This is a genomic window from Komagataeibacter nataicola (assembly GCF_003207795.1).
Classification (GTDB): domain Bacteria; phylum Pseudomonadota; class Alphaproteobacteria; order Acetobacterales; family Acetobacteraceae; genus Komagataeibacter; species Komagataeibacter nataicola.
In genome coordinates this window covers 1-19,908 of record NZ_NIRT01000038.1, presented here as the reverse complement: position 1 = coordinate 19,908, position 19,908 = coordinate 1, and the positions used below count along the sequence as shown (strand labels likewise).

The window sequence follows — 19,908 nt, the reverse complement described above, 5'->3', positions numbered from 1 at the left end:
GACCAGGCCTGTACCCACGCGGGCCTGAGCGCATGACTGTCAGAAACCTGATGTAAAGGTTGCCACGACTGCAAAGCCGCCACCCAGATAATAGGCAGGACTGGCACCAGCAATCTGGGTGCCGTTTACACCGGTCGTGGTCTTGGCATTGGGGCGAACCGTATAGATGCCGGACAGGTAGTTACTGTCACCCACATTGATCAGATTGACCTGCATTTCGGGCTTCTTGATGTAGTTGTTGCCTTTCAGGCGATAGCCAAGGGTAATATCCGCTGTCTTGCGGGCAGGAATACTCTGGTCATTCATGAAAGTGGCGTATTGCGAATCAACGTAGTTGAACGACATGTTGCCAAAAAAGTGACCGTTATCGTAGGAAATGCCGATGGCGCCGGAAAACTTGGGGCTCATCACGGCTTCCTTGCCGGCCGTTGGCAGGTAATCGTTGCCAACCTTCAGGTTGTTGTCGATCGTGGCATGCAGGTATTGGCCTGAAATATAGGGGCTGAAATGATGCCATGGCCTGAGACCGAATTCTGCTTCGATACCGCGCGAAGTCTGGCCACCGGCATTGATGTAAACGGACGTTGGCGCACCGTACAGATATTCGGTTGTTGAAATCTGTCGGTTTGTGAAATTGTAATTGAACAGGCCCAGAGAGAAATTGAAAAGGCCAGAGTATCGATATCCAATTTCTTCTGATATGGAATACTCATCTTTCAGGCTATTACTACCCTTACTGGAAAGGGCACCCGTGGTGACGCTGAAGCTGTCAAAATATGGCACATCCGACGATGGTGCATGGAAGTTGGTGTTTCCGCTTATGAATATCTGGTTATGTTTATCAATCGCGTAGTTTATGGCCACGCGCGGGAGTGGCTGCGCGTCGTTGCTGGTCCATGAATACTGGGCGCCGGGCAGGGCATTGGTCCCCTGCCGGGTCAGGAGCACTTCCTTGAAACCCGCAGTCAGATGCAGACGGTCATGCAGCAGGGACAGCGTATCTTCAATGAAGAAACCATTGACCTGCTGGTACATATGGAAGTTACGATAGGCAAGCACGTCACCACCCGCCGTGTGCAGCGGATTATGGTCGATCTGCCCGGCATTGTTGACCAGGCTGTAATAATAGAGCGAATCTTTCGTCAGATTGCTGTACCAGTAACCCATCCGCAACTGGTTGATGCCGGTATGAAGGGTCAGGTAACCGTTGAACCCTGTATTATATGTGCCGGAATAGGCATTTGATGCCACCGTAGAGGTTCCGGTTCTTGTCGCATATGGAAGATCGATCGGCGTTGCCTTCTGATCACCATAATATATGCCGCTCGAATCAGACAGTGTGGCACCCCCCGGCACCAGGCCGCTCATCCACTGGTAGTATGGCGTAAAATCAATGGACAGCGCCCTGTTCACATCAAAATGGTTGGGAAGCGACAGCATGAGTGACGTGCGCTGGTAATGGTACAGCTTGTAATAATTTGTTGTTCCTGGCGTGTATGATCCTGAATAGTTGTAGGACTTCCCGTATTCCTGCCATTGCGCCAGGGTTGGATATGTCAGGGGGTCTACATTCACCTGATTCCAGGTAAATACGGCCGAAGAACGACCATGCCGCCCCCAGTCCTTTACCAGTTTGGCATCGACATGAAAGCGCGAATTGCCACCCGGCCCACGCCAGTTGTTGTTCTGGGTATAGGAGAACGAGGCGAACGCCCGCACACCGGTGCGACCGATATCACCCGTATCGAAGCGGATGAAATCCTTGTTCGTTGAATGATTACCACCGGAAAGGCCAAGTGTACCACCAAAATGGTGAGAGGGATCGCGCAGCGTTTCCGTCAGCGTGCCGCCAACTGCGTTATAGACGGGTGCGGCGATATCATTCGTGCCCTGCGCCAGATCGACACGTCCGATATTTTCACTATCAACCCATTCGGAAGTATCAGCGAGGTTATAGATAGGATCACCCGCCGGCATGCCCTCAAACACCAACCCGATTTCCGTCTGGTCCAACCCGCGTACGGACAGCGTGGTACGGTCTGAAATACCCAGCGGATCAGAGTTCGCTACAATCGCCCCCGGCAGCATCTTGACCAGATTGAGCGTATTGGTCGTGGGCGATTGTTTGGCAATGTAATCGCGCGTCAGTCCACTTTGAATACGTGGAACGGTCTGGCGTGCAAGCAGGCCCCCGCCGGGGGTCGTGCCACTGGCGCCCGTAGCACTGAAATTAGTCGAGACGTGCAGGATTTCAGGCCGCGTGCCCATGGCCTGCGCACTCTGGCCCGTGGCCTCTGCCGCAGGTTGTGCCGCAGGCTGCCTGCGTGTTGAGGCCCTGGACTTGACAGGGGCGGCACGGCCCGTCGCTGCACTGTCATCAGAGAACCTGTCAACCGCTGCATGACCCGCCGATGGCAGGTACACAATGCAGGTCGCTGTAATCGCGACAAATATTACGCGTGAATCATACATTTGAACCTCGCCGCCTTAAGCACACCTTGATTTACACGAATCAGGACAGGTACTTTTGCAAAAACTCGGAACTATATTGCTGGGTATCTACTTACATCATGGCGGCATATCAACGATTACTGACAATCGCCATCGCACGCAGATTATTTCACTATCAATACGATAATACAAACTTTTCGCATAGGTCAAGTATTATCATACCAAAAGATCATAATATGCCCCTCTGAACAGGATCGTATCCAGACATTTCGAGATTTATATAATGAAATCCGAATACAAAGGGCATGGCGCGCTTTGCTGCCCCGCACCTGACGCGAGTCAAAAACCGATTGCTCCATTGCCCCGTTCCGCGCCACCAAAATCATATCCTTCCGGTTCAGATACCCCACCGTATCGGGCGGGTCGCATCATCATTCCTGAATCCCCAATGCCGTATATTCACTCATTCCGCAAGGTAAATTCATACAATACATAAAATTGCGTTTTATGGTTAAAAAATTACGCTTTATAACCGTTTAATGGGGAGCGGAAGTCGATTCGACCCTAAAGCTTATGGCGTTATGATTCTTATATAATTTAACAATAACAATTAGTTATTAGAACATCTCTTTCCCCCGCCCCATCCTGCCGCATGATGCGAGGCAACTGTTTTCCAGGCTATGGAATGCAGGTCTCAGATGCCCCTCATGAGAGAGAAAAAAGTTTTTCTCGCGGCCAAAAGACCAATTCCAGACGCATGTTCATATGAAAACCACATATAACAAATAATATAGTGGAATATGAACTATGGAATCGACTGCCTCGTCAACCTGGACCATCCTTCCATGGCAGAACGACAATGGTGGCAGATCTTTCCGTCACACTCCGTATTTTCTGATGAAAATACATATGTCAGGAAATCAGGGCGGCAAAAAATCGTGAGTTTCATCAGTTTAATGCATTAAGTTTGTTGATATGCCCGAAAACCTGCCTTACGCTAATCGTCAAATGCCAGACAGGCGCTCAGGATGTGGCGCTGCCGGTTTGAAACAGCCATTCGCTTCAGCATGTGTCATGTTCAAAACAGTAAGGATGGGGGGGCAAGACCCGTTTGGCCCGTAAAGACCATCATCTTATCAGGGGAAGGCAAATACCCTATGGTTACGTTTCCATGCCATGAATGCGCTGCGTGCAAGGAGCATGAGCCTGCCCAACAAGTGCCGGTGCAGGGAACGGGTCGGTATCTTCGTGCGGCACGGCTTCGCGTCAAAACGGCTTTTGATGTCTGGCATAATGAACTGATGATGATCTCATGGATAATGCAGTAAACCACCTCGTGGCCCCGAACATAACGGCCAAGCAGATCGAGGCCTTTCACGCAGTCGTCCTGACGGGAAGCATGACGGCTGCGGCCCGTTATCTGGGGCGTTCGCAATCGGCCATCAGCCGGCTTGTGCTGGAACTTGAAGAGGAAATCGGCTTTACCCTCTTCATGCGCTCCAAGATGCGCCTTGTGCCAACACGGCGCGCGCTTGTCCTGCATGAGGAAGTGCGGCGGTCCTTTATCGGCATGGACCGCATCGCCGCCCGGGCCGGGCAACTGGCCATGACCGAGGTTTCCATGCCGATCGATATCGCGGCTCCGCCCGCCATGGCATCGGGGCTGATACCGGCGGTCATCGCCCGGCTTGAGGCGCAGGGCGACAGCATGCGCATCATGCTCCGCAGCATGAACTCGGAAAATGTTCTGGGTGCGGTCATCGACAATACCGTCAATATCGGCATGGCCAGCCTGCCGATCGAACACGCCAATGCACGGCTGTTATGGATCGGGGAAGCTCCATGCGTAACCGTGATGGCGCAGAACAACCCGCTGGCGCGCCACGAACGGCTTTCGCTTGCGCAACTTGATGACCAGAACCTCATTACCGTTGCCAACCCTTTCCGGCTGCGTGGCGTTATCGATACAGCCCTGCAGCGGCATAATGTTGCTGTCAGCGACCAGATCGAGACCAATACGTCGCTCAGCGCCATCATGGCCGCGCGGGCAGGTCTGGGCGTGGCGCTGGTTGACCCCCTTACGGCCTATGGCATTCCGGTCAGCGGCACGACGATACGTCCGATCGATATGCATATTCCGTGGATATGGGGCGTCATCACGCCTGCGCACCAGACACTGTCGAAAGACGTGCTACGTCTGGTTGACATGATCGAGATCACCGTGCGCGATCTGCTCCCCTGTTTCAGGCGGCATAAAGCAAGTGACATGGAAAAGCTGAACGAGCTTCTGTTCAGCGCCACCGCAACATCGGATATAGTGTCATGAACCATGATGGTGCCGGTTCCGGCCTGCCGCTTCTGGAAACGCGGCTGCGATGGGAGCTTGAAGCCCTCGACCTGCCAGCCAAAGCGTGGGTTCCCCCCACCGCGGCGCATGATGGCCAGCCCGTGCATGATGTGATCGTGGTCGGGGCGGGCATGCTGGGCATGTGCGCGACCGCCGCCCTCCGGCTGAAGGGAATCAGTTCCGTCATCTGCCTTGACCGCGCGGCTGAAGGGCAGGAAGGGCCATGGGTCACCTTTGCCCGCATGGAAACCCTCCGCACCCCAAAGACCGCCATCGGCCCGGCGCTTGGCATTCCCGCCCTGACATTCCGGGCGTGGTACGAAGCCTGTCATGGCGCCCCCGCCTGGAACAGGCTGGAACGCATTCCCTGCCGGGCCTGGATGGATTACCTGCGCTGGTACCGCAGGGTGCTGGATCTGCCAGTTCGCAATAACGCGCAGGTCACCGCCATCGAACCGCTCGATAACGCCATGGTCCGCGTGCGCGTCAAAAATGACGAGGCCCCCCTCATTGCCCGCCGCGTCGTGCTGGCCATGGGGATTGATGCGCTGGGCAAGCCATTCATACCGCCAATAATGGCAGGGATCGATCCCGCGCTGTATGCGCATTCGGCCGATATTTTTGATCCTACGGCCCTGCGGGGCCTACGGGTTGGCGTGGTTGGGGGCGGGTCATCGGCCATGGACAATGCCGCCGCGGCTCTCGAATCAGGTGCCGCGTCGGTGGACATGTTCGTGCGCCGCCCGCAACTTCCCTCGATAGACAGGTTCGGGGGCATCAACAGCGCCGGTCTGGCCATGGGCTATGTCAACCTGCCTGATGACGCAAAATGGGAGTTGATGCGCGTAGGCCTGGCACAGCCCGTGCCACCACCACGGCACAGCACGCTGCGGGTCTCGCGACACGGCAATGCCACGCTGCGGCTTTCCTGTCCTGTCGGGCATGTCCGCCAGGTGGGGCGCACCCTGCTGCTGACCACGCCCCAGGGTGAGATAACCGTCGATTTCCTGATTTTCGCTACCGGCTTTGCATGCGATCCCGCCAGTCGGCCCGAACTTGCCTCCATTGCCGGGCTGATCCGTTACTGGGGGGACCGGTATGCACCTGAACCGGGGCATGAAAGCCCGGCGCTGGAGGCAGCACCTGACCTCGCACCCGACTTCTCCTTCTACGCCCGCAATCCGGCCGATCAGACCAGGCTGTCGCATATTTATGATTTCAGCTTTGACGCCGTCATGTCCCACGGCAAGCTGACCAGTGGCGTGCCCGCCATGAACGAGGCGGCTTTGCGGCTGGTGCGCGGCATTGCCACCTCCCTGCTGGTCGAGGATCGCGAAAAGCATATCGGCGCCTTTCACGACTACGACACCCCTGAACTGCGGGGCGATGAATGGCCCGAGGCCCAGATACGGCGCTAGCCCCATTCCTTCAATCCTGCCTGCCGAACGGAACAGACATGACGACAGATGCCAGCATTCTTCATGAACGTGCCATTGTCATTGATGGACTCCAGACATGTGCATGGAGCCGTGAGATTTTCGAGCAGATGCGCGCCGGTGGGCTGACCATGGTCAATGCCGCCTCCCTGTTATGGGAAAATTTTGTCGATGGCATGAGCTATGTGCGCAAATGGCAGCAGATGTTTGATGAAAATGCGGACCTGATCATGCCCATCCGCACCGTGGATGACATCGCCCTTGCAAAGGCACGGGGCCTGACGGGCATCAGCATCGGCTGGCAGAATACCTCGCCGCTGGAGGACAGGCTGGATCATATCAGCCTGTTCAAGGCGCTGGGGGTCAATATCATGCAGTTGACCTACAATACCCAGAACTATTCCGGTGCGGGCTATCTGGAAAAGCATGACAGCGGACTGACCGGCTTTGGCCATGAAGTCATTGAGGAAATGAACCGCTGCGGGGTTCTGTGCGATCTCAGCCATGTGGGCGAAAAGACAAGCGCCGATGTCATTGCCCATTCCCGCCGGCCGGTCTGCATTTCTCACGTCCTGCCACGCGCCCTGCATGATGTGCCGCGCAACAAGCCGGACCATCTGTTCGTAGCCTGCGCACGCAAGGGCGGCATCATTGGCATAAGCCTGTTCTCGCCGGGCCTGCGGGCAGGAAATGACGCCACAATAGAAGATTATCTGGATGCCATGGACCATGTTCTTGCTCTGGTGGGCGAGGACCATGTCGGTGTTGGCACGGATTTCAGCACGGGCCACCCCCGCCCCGGCCCGTGGCTGCTGTGGGCCAATCGTGACAAGGGATATGCGCGCACCCTTACCCCGTTCGGCACGACCACCATACGCAAGCCACGCGGCTTTGCCGCGATCAGCGAAGCGCCCAACCTGACGGCCGCCATGCTGGCGCGCGGCTGGTCCGTCAAACGCATTGAAAAGATACTGGGCGGGAACTGGCTGCGTGTCCTGCGCGAAACCTGGACACCCGCATGAAGCCAGAAGGCGGCACCGGCAGGCCCCTGACGCGACGCAGCATGGGCAGGGCCGCCCTTGCCACCATGCTGGCGGGAAGCCTGCCGCGTGGCAGCGCCCGTGGTGCGACACGTTCCCTGACCATATCCGGTTATGCCGGCCCGTTTGAACGGGCCTTTCAGGCCTGTGTCATCGACCCGTTCCAGCAGGCCACGCCGGGCGTGCATATCGAATACCGCCCGGTCATGAACTCCGCCCAGTCGCTTGCCCTGCTCAGCCTGGCGCGCACCCGGACCGATATCGACATCGCCATCATGGATATTTCCGTCTCCATCCTGGCAACAGGGAAAGACCTGCTCGCGCCGCTAGATATCGGGCAGGTTCCCGCCCTGGGCCACATTCCGTCCTGGGGGCGGCCTGCGGCCAGCCATGGCGTGGCTTTTACGCGCGACAACCTGGTCCTTGTGTACAACACCGACATTCTGGGCCATCATCCGCCCACAAGCTGGATGGACCTCGGCCGCCCTGAACTGGTCGATCAGGTCTGCATGCCCATAGAAGATACACGGGGCGTGGTGCTGCTGCCCCTGCTTGATCGCAGCGTGGGGGCGGATTATCGGGTTACGATTGATCCCGCGCTGGCCCTGCTGCGCCAGTTCGCGCCGAATGTTGCCAACTGGAACGCCCAGCCCGACATCTACACACTCGTCATGGCCCAGACGGTAGCCCTTGGCGTGGGCTGGAATGCCCGCACGCAGATGATGCGCGCGCGCAAGGCGGGACCAATAGACGGCGTGGTACCATCCGAAGGCAGCGTATCGCAGATCAATACCCTTAATGTGGCCCGGGGCACGCCCGATATGGAACTGGCCTGCGCCTTCGTAAACCATGCCCTGTCAGCCACGGTCCAGAAGCGTTTCGCGCAGGCGGCCTTCTATGGGCCGACCAATTCGGACGTGGTGCTCGAACCCGCGCTGGACAGCCGCATTTACGGCGGCCCCGATATCGCCGCGCGTGAACTCTATCCTGACTGGGAGTTCATCAGTCGCAACTACAACAACTGGGTGCGCCGTATCCAGCGCGAGGTCATCAGTGGCTGAAACGATCCCCCCTGCGGCAGACGCATTTCTTCACGTCCGGGATCTGACCAAGCAGTATCCCGGCAGCCCACGCCCCGCCGTGGACCGGGCTTCGTTTGATCTGGGCAAGGGGCGCATGCTGGCCCTGCTCGGCTCATCGGGGTGCGGCAAGACCACGCTTTTGCGCATGATCGCGGGGCTGGTGCCCCCGCAGGGCGGTCATGTCATGCTGGGTGGACGCGACATGGGCCATGTGCCACTCCACCAGCGCCAGATGGGCATGGTGTTCCAGTCCTACGCACTGTTTCCGCACATGGATGTCGCGCGCAATGTGGGGTTTGGCCTTGAGATGAAGGGCATGCCCGCCAGCCAGCGCAACGCGGCTGTCCGGCGCATGCTGGAACTGACCCATCTGGAAAACCTGGCGGACCGCCGCATTTCCGCCCTGTCAGGCGGGCAGCAGCAGCGCGTGGCGCTGGCGCGCGCACTGGCAACCGAACCGGCCCTGCTGCTGCTTGATGAACCGCTGGCCAATCTGGATGTCAAGCTGCGCGAGGCGATGCGTGCCGAAATCCGCGCACTGCAAAAGCGCATGGATGTCACCTGTCTGTTCGTAACACATGACCAGGATGAAGCGCTGTCCACCGCCGATGAGATTGCTGTCATGTCCGAAGGCGTAATCCAGCAGATCGGCACGCCACAGGATATTTATGAACGCCCCGCCAACCGGTTCGTGGCCGGGTTTATCGGCCGGGCCAATTTCCTGCCTGCCCTCTGGCAGCGACCGGGCTGGGCGGAGGTGCCGGAACTGGGCCTGCTGGCCATTGCGGAGCATGAGCGCTGGCAGGGCACCCGCACCCTGATGGTGCGCCCGCACGCCATCAGGGTGCGCATGGGGGGCGATATGACGGACGCACTGCGGGCCTGTACCGGTCATGTGGTGGATCTGTCCTATACCGGGGGTCGATATGGCTGCCAGGTCCGTGTTGGCCCCTATCTGATGGAAACGGAGCTGGAAGCGGGCACCCGCCTGCCCATCAGGGGGCAGGAAGTGCAGCTGGACTGGCCCGCCCACCGGACGCGCGTACTGGATGGCACGCCATGACAACGCGCCTGATGCACAGGATGCTGCTACTGCCCGGCCTTGTCGCGCTGGTCGTGACATTCTGCCTGCCGGTTGCGTGGCTGCTGCATATGTCGTTCATGCCCGAGCCGGACAGCCCCCCCGGCCATGCAGCGATATCCTTTCATGCCTATGCACAGGTGCTGGAGGATGGATTCTACTGGTGGGTTGTATGGCAGACGGTCAGGATCGGCCTTGTCGTGACCTGCCTGACGGTGCCCCTGAGCTTTCCCATCGCCCTGTTCCTGTCACGTTCGACCAGCCCCTGGCGTGGCACGCTGGCGGCCCTTGCGGTGGCCCCGCTGCTCACCTCGACCGTTATACGAACCTACGGGTGGATGGTTATCCTGGGCCGTCATGGGCTGATCAACCGCACCCTGCTGGGGCTGGGGGTGCTGTCCATGCCTGTACGGCTTGATAACGGTACTTTTGCAACCATCGTGGCGCTCGTCGAGATCCTGATGCCATATGCAATCATTTCCATACTTGGGGGGATGGGGCGCCTTACGGTTGAACTCGAACAGGCGGCCGCCCTTCTGGGGGCGCCGTTATGGAAAGTTTTCATGCGCATAACCGTTCCGCTGGCCCTGCCTGGCCTGCTTACGGCCAGTCTGCTTGTGTTCGTGCTGAGCATCAGTTCGCTTGTCACTCCGCAGTTGATGGGCGGCGGACGCGTATTCGTGCTGTCTACCGAGATATTCAGCCAGACCACGCAGGCCCTGAACTGGCCCCTGGCGGGCGCGCTGTCCACACTGCTGCTGGCGCTGTTCGGAAGCGTGATCGTCCTGTACCAGCGTGCCGCCCGCAGACTGGAGGATCCGGCATGAACCCGCTGGCGCGCACGCTTGTCTGGCGCGGGCTGATTACCGCGCTGTATGTCTTTTTGCTCGCACCCATCATTGTCGTGGCATGCGTGTCCTTTGATACAAGGCCTTATCTTGATTTCCCGCCCCGTTCGCTTTCACTGGGTTCTTACGCCGGGGTGGTGCGCAACCACGTGTTTTTTGAAGCCATGCTGACCAGCATGCTCATTGGCGCCATTGCCGCGACCTGCTCGGTCGTGCTGGGCACCATGGCATCGTTCGGGCTGGTGCGCGGGCGCTTCCGGGGGCGGGCGGTTTTCGCATGGTTCTTTCTTTCTCCCATGCTGGCACCCCATATCGTGCTGGCGGTGGGACTTATGATGACATTACAGCCACTAGGACTGCTCAATACCCTTTCCGGCCTGGTTCTGGCGCATATCGGCATCACACTCCCTTACACCGTGCGGATCGTTTCCATGGGGTTGAGCCGCATCGACCCTGCGTGGGAGGAGGCGGCACGGGTTCACGGTGCTTCGGGCGGGAAGGTGCTGTGGCATGTCACCCTGCCCGTGCTGCGGCCCAACATGCTGGCCGCGGGCATGATTGCATTCCTGATATCGTTTGATGAAGCCGTTATCGCCCTGTTCATCGCGGGGCGGCATGCGACCACCCTGCCGCTGGCCATCTATGAATACATCCAGTTCCGCACCGACCCGCAGGTTGCGGCACTGTCGGTTATCGTCATCGTGGTGTCACTTCTGCCCATTATTGTGATCGAACGCAGCATAAGCCTGCGGCGCGCGGTCGGATCATAATCTTTTTTTTCCAAGGCGAAAGGACGGTCGTCCATGGTCAGGGTTACGACTCATACCGGTATTGTGGAAGGCTACATGCAAAATGGTATCGCCACCTTCCTGGCAGTGCCCTATGCGGCCCCGATATCCACTGCAAACCGCTTCGCCGCCCCACGTCCACCCACCCCATGGGCCGGTATACGCCAGTGCATCCGGCCCGGTGCGGTCTGCCCCCAGATCCCGACCTATGGCCCCGTGGGGCGCAATGCCACATCATCACTTGCGGCAGGAGAGGATTTTCTGACCCTCAACATCCGTACCCCTGCCCTGTCCGGCCGGGCGCCGGTACTGGTCTGGCTGCATGGCGGCGGCTATGCCATGGGCTCGGCAAATGAACCCCAGTTCCAGACTGGAGCCTTTGCACGCAGCGGCATTGTGGAGGTCTGCGCCAATTACCGGCTGGGGGCGCTGGGCTTCCTGCCCATGGGGGCGGCATGCCCCACCAACCGGGGGCTGCTTGACATCATCAGCGCGCTGGAATGGGTGCGCGATCAGATCGCCCTGTTTGGTGGCGACCCGGAGCGGGTCGTGCTGGCCGGGCGATCGGCTGGTGGTTTTGCTGTTTCCACATTGCTGGCCATGCCTGCTGCCCACGGGCTGTTTGCCAGGGCGCTGATCCAGTCGGGCGCCACGTCGGCGGTTCTGTCGCCACATGATGGGCAACGCACCACACGGCGCTTCATGGAGGCCCTGGGCCAACCTGATCCGGCCGAACTGGAAGGGATGGATATCGGCCGCATGCTGCATGCGCAGCGCAGCATCTGCGAGGAATCATACGAGCAGCATGATTTCGGGCGTGACGGCAGCGTGACCATGGTGGGCATTCCGTTCCAACCCGTCATTGACGGCACGACCCTGCCTGACCACCCCGAAACCCTGGCCCGGCAGGGCCGGATGGCACGGGTGCCGGTCATGATCGGAACCACATCGGCGGAATACATGACACATTCCACGGCCCATCCGGATCTTGCCAGCTGGGCGCAGGTCATTGCCCTGCTAGACCAACGCGTACAACCCATGGGACTGAGCGGCGCGGAAATTGTCGGCCGCTACCGCCAGGCCCTGCCGGGGCATGATGTTATCGGCATCTGGCGCGCGGTGGGGGGTGATCTGGTCTTCCAGAACCCGACCACACGGCTGGGCCTGCTGCTGTCAAAGTATCAGCCTGTCTACAAATATCTGTTCGGCGGGATCGGCCCCGATGAAACGGGCGCCGCTCATGGTGCGGAAGTGGGGTGCGTATGGTTCAATCCCGACCTGCCATCCGGCGGGCTCCCGCCCCGCTTTCAGGTCAGGGACAGATCTTTCGCAGCAAGGGTGCATGCCCAGTGGGTCTCCTTCATACAAGATAAGATCCCCTTCCTGCCTAGGGGGCCATGGGCAGCCTATAACGCCACGGCGCGGCAGGTAGCTCACATTACGCCAACCGGCACACAGATGCGTTCCGATCCTTTTTATGAGCGTTGCATGCTGTGGGAGCCCGTAGCGCCAGGTCATGACGGACAGGCATCGATCTAAAACGCGCCCGGTGGCGCATCGCACGTGACATGTGTGTGGATCAATGCCCTTAGATGTTTAATTCCGGGATTTGATAGGTCGGATTGACGACGAATCTTTCTGGCTCTGAAATCCAGCTCCTGCAGATGTATTCATAGGGCATGAGATCATTGAGGTGCGTTCTCAACTGCTCATGGCTGTCATGATGGAACCGTTTGACAGTGGCTTCCTTGATCGTGCGGCCCATCCGCTCGACCTGAGCATTGGTCCAGGGATGATTGGACTTTGTCAGGCGATGCTCGATCCCGTTGGTCTCGCAGATCATGTCGAAACGCATAGAACGTGACCATGCCATACCGCGGTTACGAGGCTGCTCGGCGAACTGGATGCCGTTGTCGGTCAGGATGGTATGAATCCGGTAGGGCACGGCACGCAGAAGATGTTCGAGCAACGCCCAGGCTGTTCTTCTGTTGGCCTTGTCCGCAAGTTGCACCACCGCAAACTTGCTTGTCCGGTCTATGGCGACGAAAAAATGCTGCTTGCCTTCAGCGGTCTGGACCTCGGCGCTGTCGAAGTGGAAGAACCCGATCGGGTAGCGTTTGAAGCGCTGACGCTTCGGTTTGTCCCCTTCAATGTCAGGCAGGCGTGAAATCCCGTGATGCTGAAGACAGGGATGCAGCGCTGAGCGTGTCAGATACACGATGGTGGCCTGCAATGCATAAAGGCAATCGTCCAGCGGCAGTAAAGTATGCCGCCGGAAAGCCACGACCATCGCTTCGTCCGTCCCGGACAGAATCGTTGAACGCGGCTCTTTGGGACCGGCCTTCTGATCCTCGACAGTCGGACGCTTTCGCTATTTCGCCACCGTTTCTGGATTGATCCCGAACTTCTCGCTTGGCGCCGAGAGCGAAGCCTGCGATCGCTGTATTGCTTGGTCGTGGCGCTACCATGACGTATCTGTCCCATAATGCTTCCTTTCACTCGCGTGAAAATACACACCATCAAACCCCGGGACTAAACACCTAAGCTTCGGTCTGAAAAACGATCATACGCATCGATCCGCCGGATCAGAGGGTCAAATTCATTCCGATAGATTTCCGTTCTCAAAAAGTGCAGCTCAGCTTCACGTCGCGCCTCGGGAACGTCGATATACCAAGCACGCGGCTGCAGGCCGGGATCGCCGTTCCAACGGTATCCCCGTTCTTTGGGGACATCCTTGAGGTCGAACGGCGAGTTCTCCGCCCAGATGCGCCAAGAAACGGCACGAGCGCCATCCAGGAGGCGGCTGATTCCCTATAACTGAGTCCCGGTGTCGCGGGTTCGGTCTTCCCAGACTTTCTTACGCCTCGCGGCGCCCGAAACTCTTCAGGAATGCGGAAGGTCGGCTTTGGGAGATAAACGGTGTCTGGAGAATTTCTACCGAACTCTAATTCGGCGGAAAGGTTCTGTTTCTTTGGTTTTTGCAAGCATCTTCACCCATTCAGATGATCCCATCTGAATGGGGTCTGCTCTGGCAGACTCGCCGAGCGTTATGTTTCCGGCCGGGTCACCCGGCGCAGAGGTACTCACTTGCGATGATGCCGTTTCGGTTGGCACGATGGGAGGTAGACACCCGCCGTATCTTCAAAACGATCCGGATGCGCCGTAAGAGGCATGGACACGACATCGTCGCTCCGATGGTCGGCATAGACGAACGTCAAATAGTAAGACTGAGCCTCGATCCGAGGATCGCCATTAAACATTTTGTTCCATTCCAGCAGGTCGCGCCGCAGCGGCGATCCGACATCGCCGCTGCGGGTCCAGACCGCCGACACACAGGTCGAAACACGCTCGACGCGCACGATCAAGCGCCCATTGAGAAACGCCTTTCCATCGAGCTCCTCGTTGAGCACCGTGTTGAGATTGTAGGTCAGCTCCTCCAGGGACTCCGGCCTGGCGCCCGCGTGTGCGGTGCTGCCGATAAAGACGGCGCAAATCAGGCTTAGGATAATAGCGCGGATCATCAATATTGTCCTTCCAGCAGAAGCATGGCCTCGTCGTGCCGTCTCTTGACCAGGCCCCTCAAGACCTTGCCTTTCGAGCGCACCTGCTCCTCAATGGTCATGACGGCCTTGCGTTTGTCGCCGCTGTTGATAGCAGCACGGACACCCGGCCAACCTCTTCCTGGATTGTAGATGAACGAGACAAGAGCGTCGAACTCGTTTTGTGTCAGGGAGACATGGATGCCCCGACGAACGATCGCCTCGTAGTTCGGGAGATTGACCTGTAGAAGGCGTCTCTGCTGACGGTCCGACAGATCGACGAGATTTCTGTTATCCTGGGCGAACCTCCTGGCCGCTTCGCCACGCAGACCGCTCCCCGCCGCCACGCGAGACACCAGACTAGAGTTGATGCCGATATCCCGCAATTTCTGTTCAATCTCAGCCCGGGAACGATCGCGCATGTCATAGCCAGGCCCGAGCGTTACCCCGGACGCCCCGCCCGGCCAGTGCAAACGATTGCTGACGCCCCTTTGCTCCTCATGGCGTTCAATAAAACCGTTTCCTTGAAGCGACGTCTTAGTCGCGCTGGGAACTCGTGGTGATTCTGACAGCGACGGAGTGTGGGACGGATTATAGGGACGATTTGATCCAGACATACTTCCTCATTTCCTGTGGCTTGATGCCACAGATAAGCTAAAAAGTTAATCAGCACGTAGCCCTAGAGAGACGCGTAGCCCCGGCCATTTCCACAGCCCCGAAACCGACCGAAGCCAGACTTTCGACCCGGTTTCTGGCTTGGCAGATAGCGTCTGACGACGCTGACGAGTTGGTGTTTGCTCATGACACATGTCAGGGCGAGATGCTGGTTGGTATTCGACATGACGTGTCCTGAAATGCAGACACAAAAAAAGCCCGCCGGGTCAGGGCGGGCTTTGCGTATGCGTGGGTGATCCTTAGCCATAGCTCTGCCATAGCGATTTTTGGGAGGATCATGATTTTGTGGGAAAGTCCGGATCAGTGAGCAGCACTAGCCGAACTATATTTAATATATAGCAAAAACCGCGCGCAGATACCAGAGGAAAAATAGGCTGGCGGAACTCCACCAATGTTCGCTTTCGCAAAATTTCAGACACCCGCAAATGTCCGACATGAGGCGACTACAGCCTGTCCGCTTGTTCCAGCAAACGGAAAGTTCGTTCCGTTCCAAAGGACAAAAAGCTGCATGGAAGAGAGGTTATCGAAAGGTAGCCTGTATGGTAGGGTTCTGTCTCAAGAAATAGGGATTTTTCTTAAATATGAAATTGCGGCAACTTGGTGAGAGCGGTCCTCAGGTGTCAGAAATCGGCCTTGGGTGCATGAGCATGTCGGGCATGTATGGTCCGGCTGATCGGAAAGAAAGCATCGCTACCATCCATGCCGCGCTGGAAGCCGGGATCACGCTTCTCGACACCGGCGACTTCTATGGCATGGGCCACAATGAAATGCTGATCGGTGAGGCGATCAGGGATATTCCTCGCGATAGATTCCTCGTCAGCGTCAAGTTTGGTGCGATGCGGGATCCGGGCGGCAACTGGGGTTCCTACGACGCACGGCCTGCCGCCATGAAGAACTTCCTGGCCTATACCCTGCAACGGCTAGGGCTTGATCATATTGACATCTACCGGCCCGCACGGCTGGACCCGGCAGTACCGGTTGAAGAAACGATTGGAGCCATCGCCGAGATGGTCCAGGCCGGTTATGTCCGGCACATCGGCCTTTCCGAAGTTGGTCCGGAAACCATCCGGCGCGCAGCTGCAGTTCATCCGATCTGCGATCTTCAGATTGAATATTCGCTAATTTCACGTGGTATCGAGGACAGAATTCTTCCGGCCTGTCGTGAACTCGGCATCGGCATAACAGCGTATGGCGTGCTCGCGCGCGGTCTGATCAGCGGGCACTGGCAAGGAGCGAAAGGGTCAGGGGACTTTCGGGTTCGTAGCCCCCGCTTTCAGGAAGGCAACGTCGAACGCAATCTGGCTCTCGTGGAGACATTACGCGGAATTGCAGCCACCAAAAATGCGAGTGTGGCCCAGTTGGCCATCGCCTGGGTGGCAGCACAGGGTGACGACATCGTACCACTTGTAGGAGCCCGCCGGCGCGATCGGCTCTCCGAGGCGCTGGGTGCGCTTGATCTTGTGCTAACGCCCGACGATCTGGCGGCTATCGAGCAGGCTGTTCCAAAAGGGGCTGCTGCCGGGGAACGCTACGATCCGAAACAGATGGCGGTACTCGACAGCGAGAAATCTGGGCTCGGAGTAAGATAGAGCCAGTGCAAGTATCTGGGCCGGCCGGCTCTCATTTCTACCACCCTCACAGGCGGCACTCTTCAGCTTTTTTCAGATTGGCAGATACAGACACTTACGTCCACTTTTCAGAATTTAGCATGATGCTTCTTGTGTCCGTCATGTAGGCAGACCCGCCGAGCGTTATGTTTCCGGGCGGATCGCCCGGCGCAAAGATCGTCACTTGCGATGATGCCGTTTCGGTTGGCATGATGGGAGGTGGACACCCGCCGTATCTTCAAAACGATCCGGATGCGCCGTAAGAGGCATGGACACAACATCGTCGCTCCGATGGTCGGCATAGACGAACGTCAAATAGTAAGACTGAGCCTCGATCCGAGGATCGCCATCGAACATTTTATTCCATTCCAGCAGGTCGCGCCGCAGCGGCGATCCGACATCGCCGCTGCGGGTCCAGACCGCCGACACACAGGTCGAAACACGCTCGACGCGCACGATCAAGCGCCCATTGAGAAACGCCTTTCCATCGAGCTCCTCGTTGAGCACCGTGTTGAGATTGTAGGTCAGCTCCTCCAGGGACTCCGGCCTGGCGCCCGCGTGTGCGGTGCCGCCGATAAAGACAGCGCAAATCAGGCTTAGGATAATAGCGCGGATCATCAATATCGTCCTTCCAGCAGAAGCATGGCCTCGTCGTGCCGTCTCTTGACCAGGCCCTGCAAAACCTTGCCTTTCGAGCGCACCTGCTCCTCAATGATTATGACGGCCTTGCGTTTGTCACCGCTGTTGATAGCAGCACGGACGCCCGGCCAACCTCTTCCTGGATTGTAGACGAACGAGACGAGGGCATTGAACTCATTTTGTATCAGGGAGACATGGGTGCCCCGACGAACGATCGCCTCGTAGTTCGGGAGATTGATCTGTAGAAGGCGTCTCTGCTGATCGTCCGTCAGATCGACGAGATTTCCGTTATCCTGGGCGAACCTCCTGGCCGCTTCGCCACGCAGACCAGCACCCGCGGCTAGCTTGGTCGCCAGATCGGAGGTGATCTTTATGGACCGCAATTTCTGCTCGACCTCCGCTCGGGAACGGTCGCGCATGTCATAACCAGGTCCGAGCGTTACGCCGGACGCCCCGTCCGGCCAGTGCACACGGTTGCTGACGCCCCTCATCTCTTCGTGGCGTTCGATGAAGCCGCGCCCATGAGCCGACGTTCTGATCACGTTGGGGCACGTGATGATTCTGACGATGACCGGGTGTAGGACGGATTACAGGTACAGTTTGAGCCAGACATGTTTCCTCATTCCCTGTGGCTTGATGCCACAGATAAGCTAAAAAGTTAATCAGCACGTAGCCCTAGCAGCCTGTCGAGTTGGGGTACCCTGTGAAGGGGTGAAGTTGTAAAGTGGTGAGATGAGCAGCTTCATCCCGTTTGACCGGTCTCAGCCGTATCTTCTGCCACCTGATCTGAAGTCGTGGCTTCCGACCGATGATATGGCGCATTTCATTGTCGCAGCCGTTGAAGCTGCATTTGCGCAGGTCCTGCTTCTGGCGCGCGAGACGGGTTTGCTGCGTCTGGGTGTCGTATCGATCGACGGCACGAAAATTGATGCCGACGCTTCGAAATACCGTTCCCTGCGCTACGACCGGATCAGGGCGCTGCGCGAACAACTGGCGGTAGATATCGCGAAACTGATGGAGCAGGCGGAGCACGCAGATGCCACAGACAGCGATCCGCAGGCATTGCTCGAAGAGCTTGCCCGACGGGAAACACTGAAAGCGAAGCTGGACGAAACCTGTGCCCGGCTGGAAGCAGATGCGAAGGCGCAGGCCGAGGCGGCGCGACCGGCATACGAGAAAAAGAAGGCGGTGTATGACGCAAAAATAGGGCGTCGTGGTCGGGCGCCGAAACCGCCAGATGATGAACCCCACCTGAGCGGCAGATCAGCCTGACCGATCCCGACAGCCGCCTCATGCGGCGTTCGGACGCCCACGCGTTCCGGCAGGCTTACAATGCCCAGGCCGTGGTCTGCGCCGAAGGCAGTCAGCTGATCGTGACAACCGACGTTGTCGCCACGTCAGCGGACGCGCCGCCCTTTGCCAGCACTGTGCTGTCGATGGAAGACACAGTCGGTCTCCCGGAGACGGTGCTGGCCGACACAGGTTACGCCAGCGGACAGGCAGTCCGGGAATTGCGGAAAAAGGGCATTGATCCGCTGATCGCCATCGGACGGCCTCGCGCCCGCAGACCATATGATTTCCGGCCGCCTCCTGAAAACAGGGAGCCACGCCGGATAACCGAACCCTGGCGGCTTGCCATGAAGGACAGGCTGGAAACCACAGATGCCGGAGATGTTTACAGACTACGAAAACAGACCGTTGAACCGGTCTTTGGAATTATCAAAAGCATCATGGGGTTCAGAAGATTCAGTCTGCGCAGCCTTGCAAAAGTCACGACCGAATGGACACTCGTCGCTCTCGCATACAACTGCAAAAGAATGGCACGGCTTCACGCAGCATAAGCCGGGTCAGCCTCGGCGTTATCCGCCGCAAAATGCCCGACCCAACAGGCTGCTAAGGGATGAATGTCTCAACGAAACGCTGTTCACGTCCCTGACGCATGCCCGCCAGATTCTGGCTGACTGGCGGGAAGACTACAATACGGTGCGCCCACATTCCCAACTGGATGGCAGGACACCGGATCAGGTCGCCAGACAAGCGTCTCGAGGGCATGCCCCCGAGACGCTTGTCATCCCATCAACCCCAAACCATAAAAACCGGAAACTCTCTTTTTGAGTGGTAACAAAAAGGGGGGCACGTCACTTGCCAGGTTAAAAAAGAGAGAGCATTTATTTTCAATGACCAATTCAGATCAGAGTCCACCCATGACCTTCGAACCTATTGACCCGCTAGAATTTAAGAATACCAAAGTGAATAATGCTGCCTTGGGGGCACTCATACCAACCGTTGATTGCTATAACCTATGAGCCCAATTGCGCAGTCCGATTGACATGATGCGCCATGGTTGATCGACGAGCTGGTTCCAGGCATGGCAG

General features: G+C 57.9%; 14 protein-coding genes and 3 pseudogenes. 11 read left to right on the top strand and 6 right to left on the bottom strand.

Annotated elements, in window-relative coordinates:
* Positions 1-39: 39 nt before the first annotated feature.
* Positions 40-2,472 carry a TonB-dependent receptor gene (locus CDI09_RS14955; protein ID WP_249034037.1) on the bottom strand — a complete coding sequence of 811 codons (2,433 nt, stop codon included), beginning with the start codon at positions 2,470-2,472 and terminating at the stop codon, positions 40-42.
* 1,291 nt (positions 2,473-3,763) lie between these two features.
* On the opposite strand from CDI09_RS14955, the gene CDI09_RS14950 reads away from it, so the two are divergent.
* Genes CDI09_RS14950 through CDI09_RS14915 form a run of 8 tightly spaced genes read left to right on the top strand, consistent with a single transcriptional unit; the run spans position 3,764 to position 12,612 of the window.
* Positions 3,764-4,777: a LysR substrate-binding domain-containing protein gene (locus CDI09_RS14950; protein ID WP_078526922.1), complete on the top strand. Its 1,014-nt coding sequence runs from the start codon at positions 3,764-3,766 to the stop codon at positions 4,775-4,777.
* Positions 4,774-6,216, top strand: coding sequence for an NAD(P)-binding domain-containing protein (locus CDI09_RS14945; protein WP_078526920.1), 1,443 nt, complete (start codon positions 4,774-4,776; stop codon positions 6,214-6,216). The genes CDI09_RS14950 and CDI09_RS14945 overlap by 4 nt, the downstream gene beginning before the upstream one ends.
* A 38-nt stretch (positions 6,217-6,254) precedes the next feature.
* Positions 6,255-7,256 (top strand): membrane dipeptidase, encoded by a 1,002-nt coding sequence (locus CDI09_RS14940; protein ID WP_078526918.1) that lies wholly within the window; start codon positions 6,255-6,257, stop codon positions 7,254-7,256.
* On the top strand, positions 7,253-8,335 hold the full coding sequence (locus CDI09_RS18620; RefSeq protein WP_078526916.1) for an extracellular solute-binding protein: 1,083 nt from the start codon (positions 7,253-7,255) through the stop codon (positions 8,333-8,335). The genes CDI09_RS14940 and CDI09_RS18620 overlap by 4 nt, the downstream gene beginning before the upstream one ends.
* Positions 8,328-9,419, top strand: a complete 1,092-nt coding sequence (locus CDI09_RS14930; protein ID WP_236944502.1) for an ABC transporter ATP-binding protein — start codon at positions 8,328-8,330, stop codon at positions 9,417-9,419. The genes CDI09_RS18620 and CDI09_RS14930 overlap by 8 nt, the downstream gene beginning before the upstream one ends.
* Entirely contained in the window at positions 9,416-10,264 is an 849-nt protein-coding gene (locus tag CDI09_RS14925) for an ABC transporter permease (protein WP_078526912.1), read from the top strand. The genes CDI09_RS14930 and CDI09_RS14925 overlap by 4 nt, the downstream gene beginning before the upstream one ends.
* Positions 10,261-11,055, top strand: a complete 795-nt coding sequence (locus CDI09_RS14920) for an ABC transporter permease (protein ID WP_078526910.1) — start codon at positions 10,261-10,263, stop codon at positions 11,053-11,055. The genes CDI09_RS14925 and CDI09_RS14920 overlap by 4 nt, the downstream gene beginning before the upstream one ends.
* 33 nt (positions 11,056-11,088) lie before the next feature.
* A complete protein-coding gene (locus tag CDI09_RS14915; RefSeq protein ID WP_110571395.1) occupies positions 11,089-12,612 on the top strand; it encodes a carboxylesterase/lipase family protein in 1,524 nt (507 codons plus the stop codon).
* 49 nt (positions 12,613-12,661) lie between these two features.
* Here the strand turns inward: CDI09_RS14915 and CDI09_RS14910 are convergent.
* The 3 genes and pseudogenes from CDI09_RS14910 to CDI09_RS14890 all read right to left on the bottom strand — a co-directional run bounded on the left by CDI09_RS14910 (position 12,662) and on the right by CDI09_RS14890 (position 15,034).
* Positions 12,662-13,557, bottom strand: a pseudogene (locus tag CDI09_RS14910) (DDE-type integrase/transposase/recombinase).
* Positions 13,558-14,156: 599 nt separating this feature from the next.
* On the bottom strand, positions 14,157-14,594 hold the full coding sequence (locus CDI09_RS14895; RefSeq protein WP_078526904.1) for a hypothetical protein: 438 nt from the start codon (positions 14,592-14,594) through the stop codon (positions 14,157-14,159).
* The gene (locus tag CDI09_RS14890) at positions 14,594-15,034 is read right to left on the bottom strand and encodes a glycoside hydrolase family protein (protein WP_167370226.1); all 441 of its coding nucleotides are present in this window, start codon (positions 15,032-15,034) and stop codon (positions 14,594-14,596) included. Before CDI09_RS14890 ends, CDI09_RS14895 begins: the two co-directional genes overlap by 1 nt.
* Positions 15,035-15,868: 834 nt before the next feature.
* Between CDI09_RS14890 and CDI09_RS14885 the strand changes: the two genes are divergently transcribed.
* Positions 15,869-16,876, top strand: coding sequence for an aldo/keto reductase (locus CDI09_RS14885; RefSeq protein WP_078526902.1), 1,008 nt, complete (start codon positions 15,869-15,871; stop codon positions 16,874-16,876).
* A gap of 198 nt (positions 16,877-17,074) precedes the next feature.
* On the opposite strand, the gene CDI09_RS14880 is transcribed toward CDI09_RS14885, so the two are convergent.
* A complete protein-coding gene (locus CDI09_RS14880; RefSeq protein WP_078526901.1) occupies positions 17,075-17,512 on the bottom strand; it encodes a hypothetical protein in 438 nt (145 codons plus the stop codon).
* Positions 17,512-17,952 carry a glycoside hydrolase family protein gene (locus CDI09_RS14875; RefSeq protein ID WP_167370225.1) on the bottom strand — a complete coding sequence of 147 codons (441 nt, stop codon included), beginning with the start codon at positions 17,950-17,952 and terminating at the stop codon, positions 17,512-17,514. Before CDI09_RS14875 ends, CDI09_RS14880 begins: the two co-directional genes overlap by 1 nt.
* A 313-nt stretch (positions 17,953-18,265) precedes the next feature.
* Between CDI09_RS14875 and CDI09_RS14870 the strand changes: the two are divergent.
* Together CDI09_RS14870 and CDI09_RS18885 are read left to right on the top strand one after the other, a co-directional pair.
* Positions 18,266-19,374 (top strand): annotated as a pseudogene (locus tag CDI09_RS14870) (transposase).
* A gap of 43 nt (positions 19,375-19,417) precedes the next feature.
* Positions 19,418-19,648, top strand: a pseudogene (locus CDI09_RS18885) (integrase core domain-containing protein); the annotation flags it as partial.
* Positions 19,649-19,908 lie beyond the last annotated feature (260 nt).

Excerpts from the sequence above, each read along its gene's own strand:
- CDI09_RS14955 (WP_249034037.1), bottom strand. The coding sequence starts at position 2,472 with ATGTATGATTCACGCGTAATATTTGTCGCGATTACAGCGACCTGCATT.
- CDI09_RS14950 (WP_078526922.1), top strand. The coding sequence starts at position 3,764 with ATGGATAATGCAGTAAACCACCTCGTGGCCCCGAACATAACGGCCAAG.
- CDI09_RS14945 (WP_078526920.1), top strand. The coding sequence starts at position 4,774 with ATGAACCATGATGGTGCCGGTTCCGGCCTGCCGCTTCTGGAAACGCGG.
- CDI09_RS14940 (WP_078526918.1), top strand. The coding sequence starts at position 6,255 with ATGACGACAGATGCCAGCATTCTTCATGAACGTGCCATTGTCATTGAT.
- CDI09_RS18620 (WP_078526916.1), top strand. The coding sequence starts at position 7,253 with ATGAAGCCAGAAGGCGGCACCGGCAGGCCCCTGACGCGACGCAGCATG.
- CDI09_RS14925 (WP_078526912.1), top strand. The coding sequence starts at position 9,416 with ATGACAACGCGCCTGATGCACAGGATGCTGCTACTGCCCGGCCTTGTC.
- CDI09_RS14920 (WP_078526910.1), top strand. The coding sequence starts at position 10,261 with ATGAACCCGCTGGCGCGCACGCTTGTCTGGCGCGGGCTGATTACCGCG.
- CDI09_RS14915 (WP_110571395.1), top strand. The coding sequence starts at position 11,089 with ATGGTCAGGGTTACGACTCATACCGGTATTGTGGAAGGCTACATGCAA.
- CDI09_RS14895 (WP_078526904.1), bottom strand. The coding sequence starts at position 14,594 with ATGATCCGCGCTATTATCCTAAGCCTGATTTGCGCCGTCTTTATCGGC.
- CDI09_RS14890 (WP_167370226.1), bottom strand. The coding sequence starts at position 15,034 with ATGCGCGATCGTTCCCGGGCTGAGATTGAACAGAAATTGCGGGATATC.
- CDI09_RS14885 (WP_078526902.1), top strand. The coding sequence starts at position 15,869 with ATGAAATTGCGGCAACTTGGTGAGAGCGGTCCTCAGGTGTCAGAAATC.
- CDI09_RS14880 (WP_078526901.1), bottom strand. The coding sequence starts at position 17,512 with ATGATCCGCGCTATTATCCTAAGCCTGATTTGCGCTGTCTTTATCGGC.
- CDI09_RS14875 (WP_167370225.1), bottom strand. The coding sequence starts at position 17,952 with ATGCGCGACCGTTCCCGAGCGGAGGTCGAGCAGAAATTGCGGTCCATA.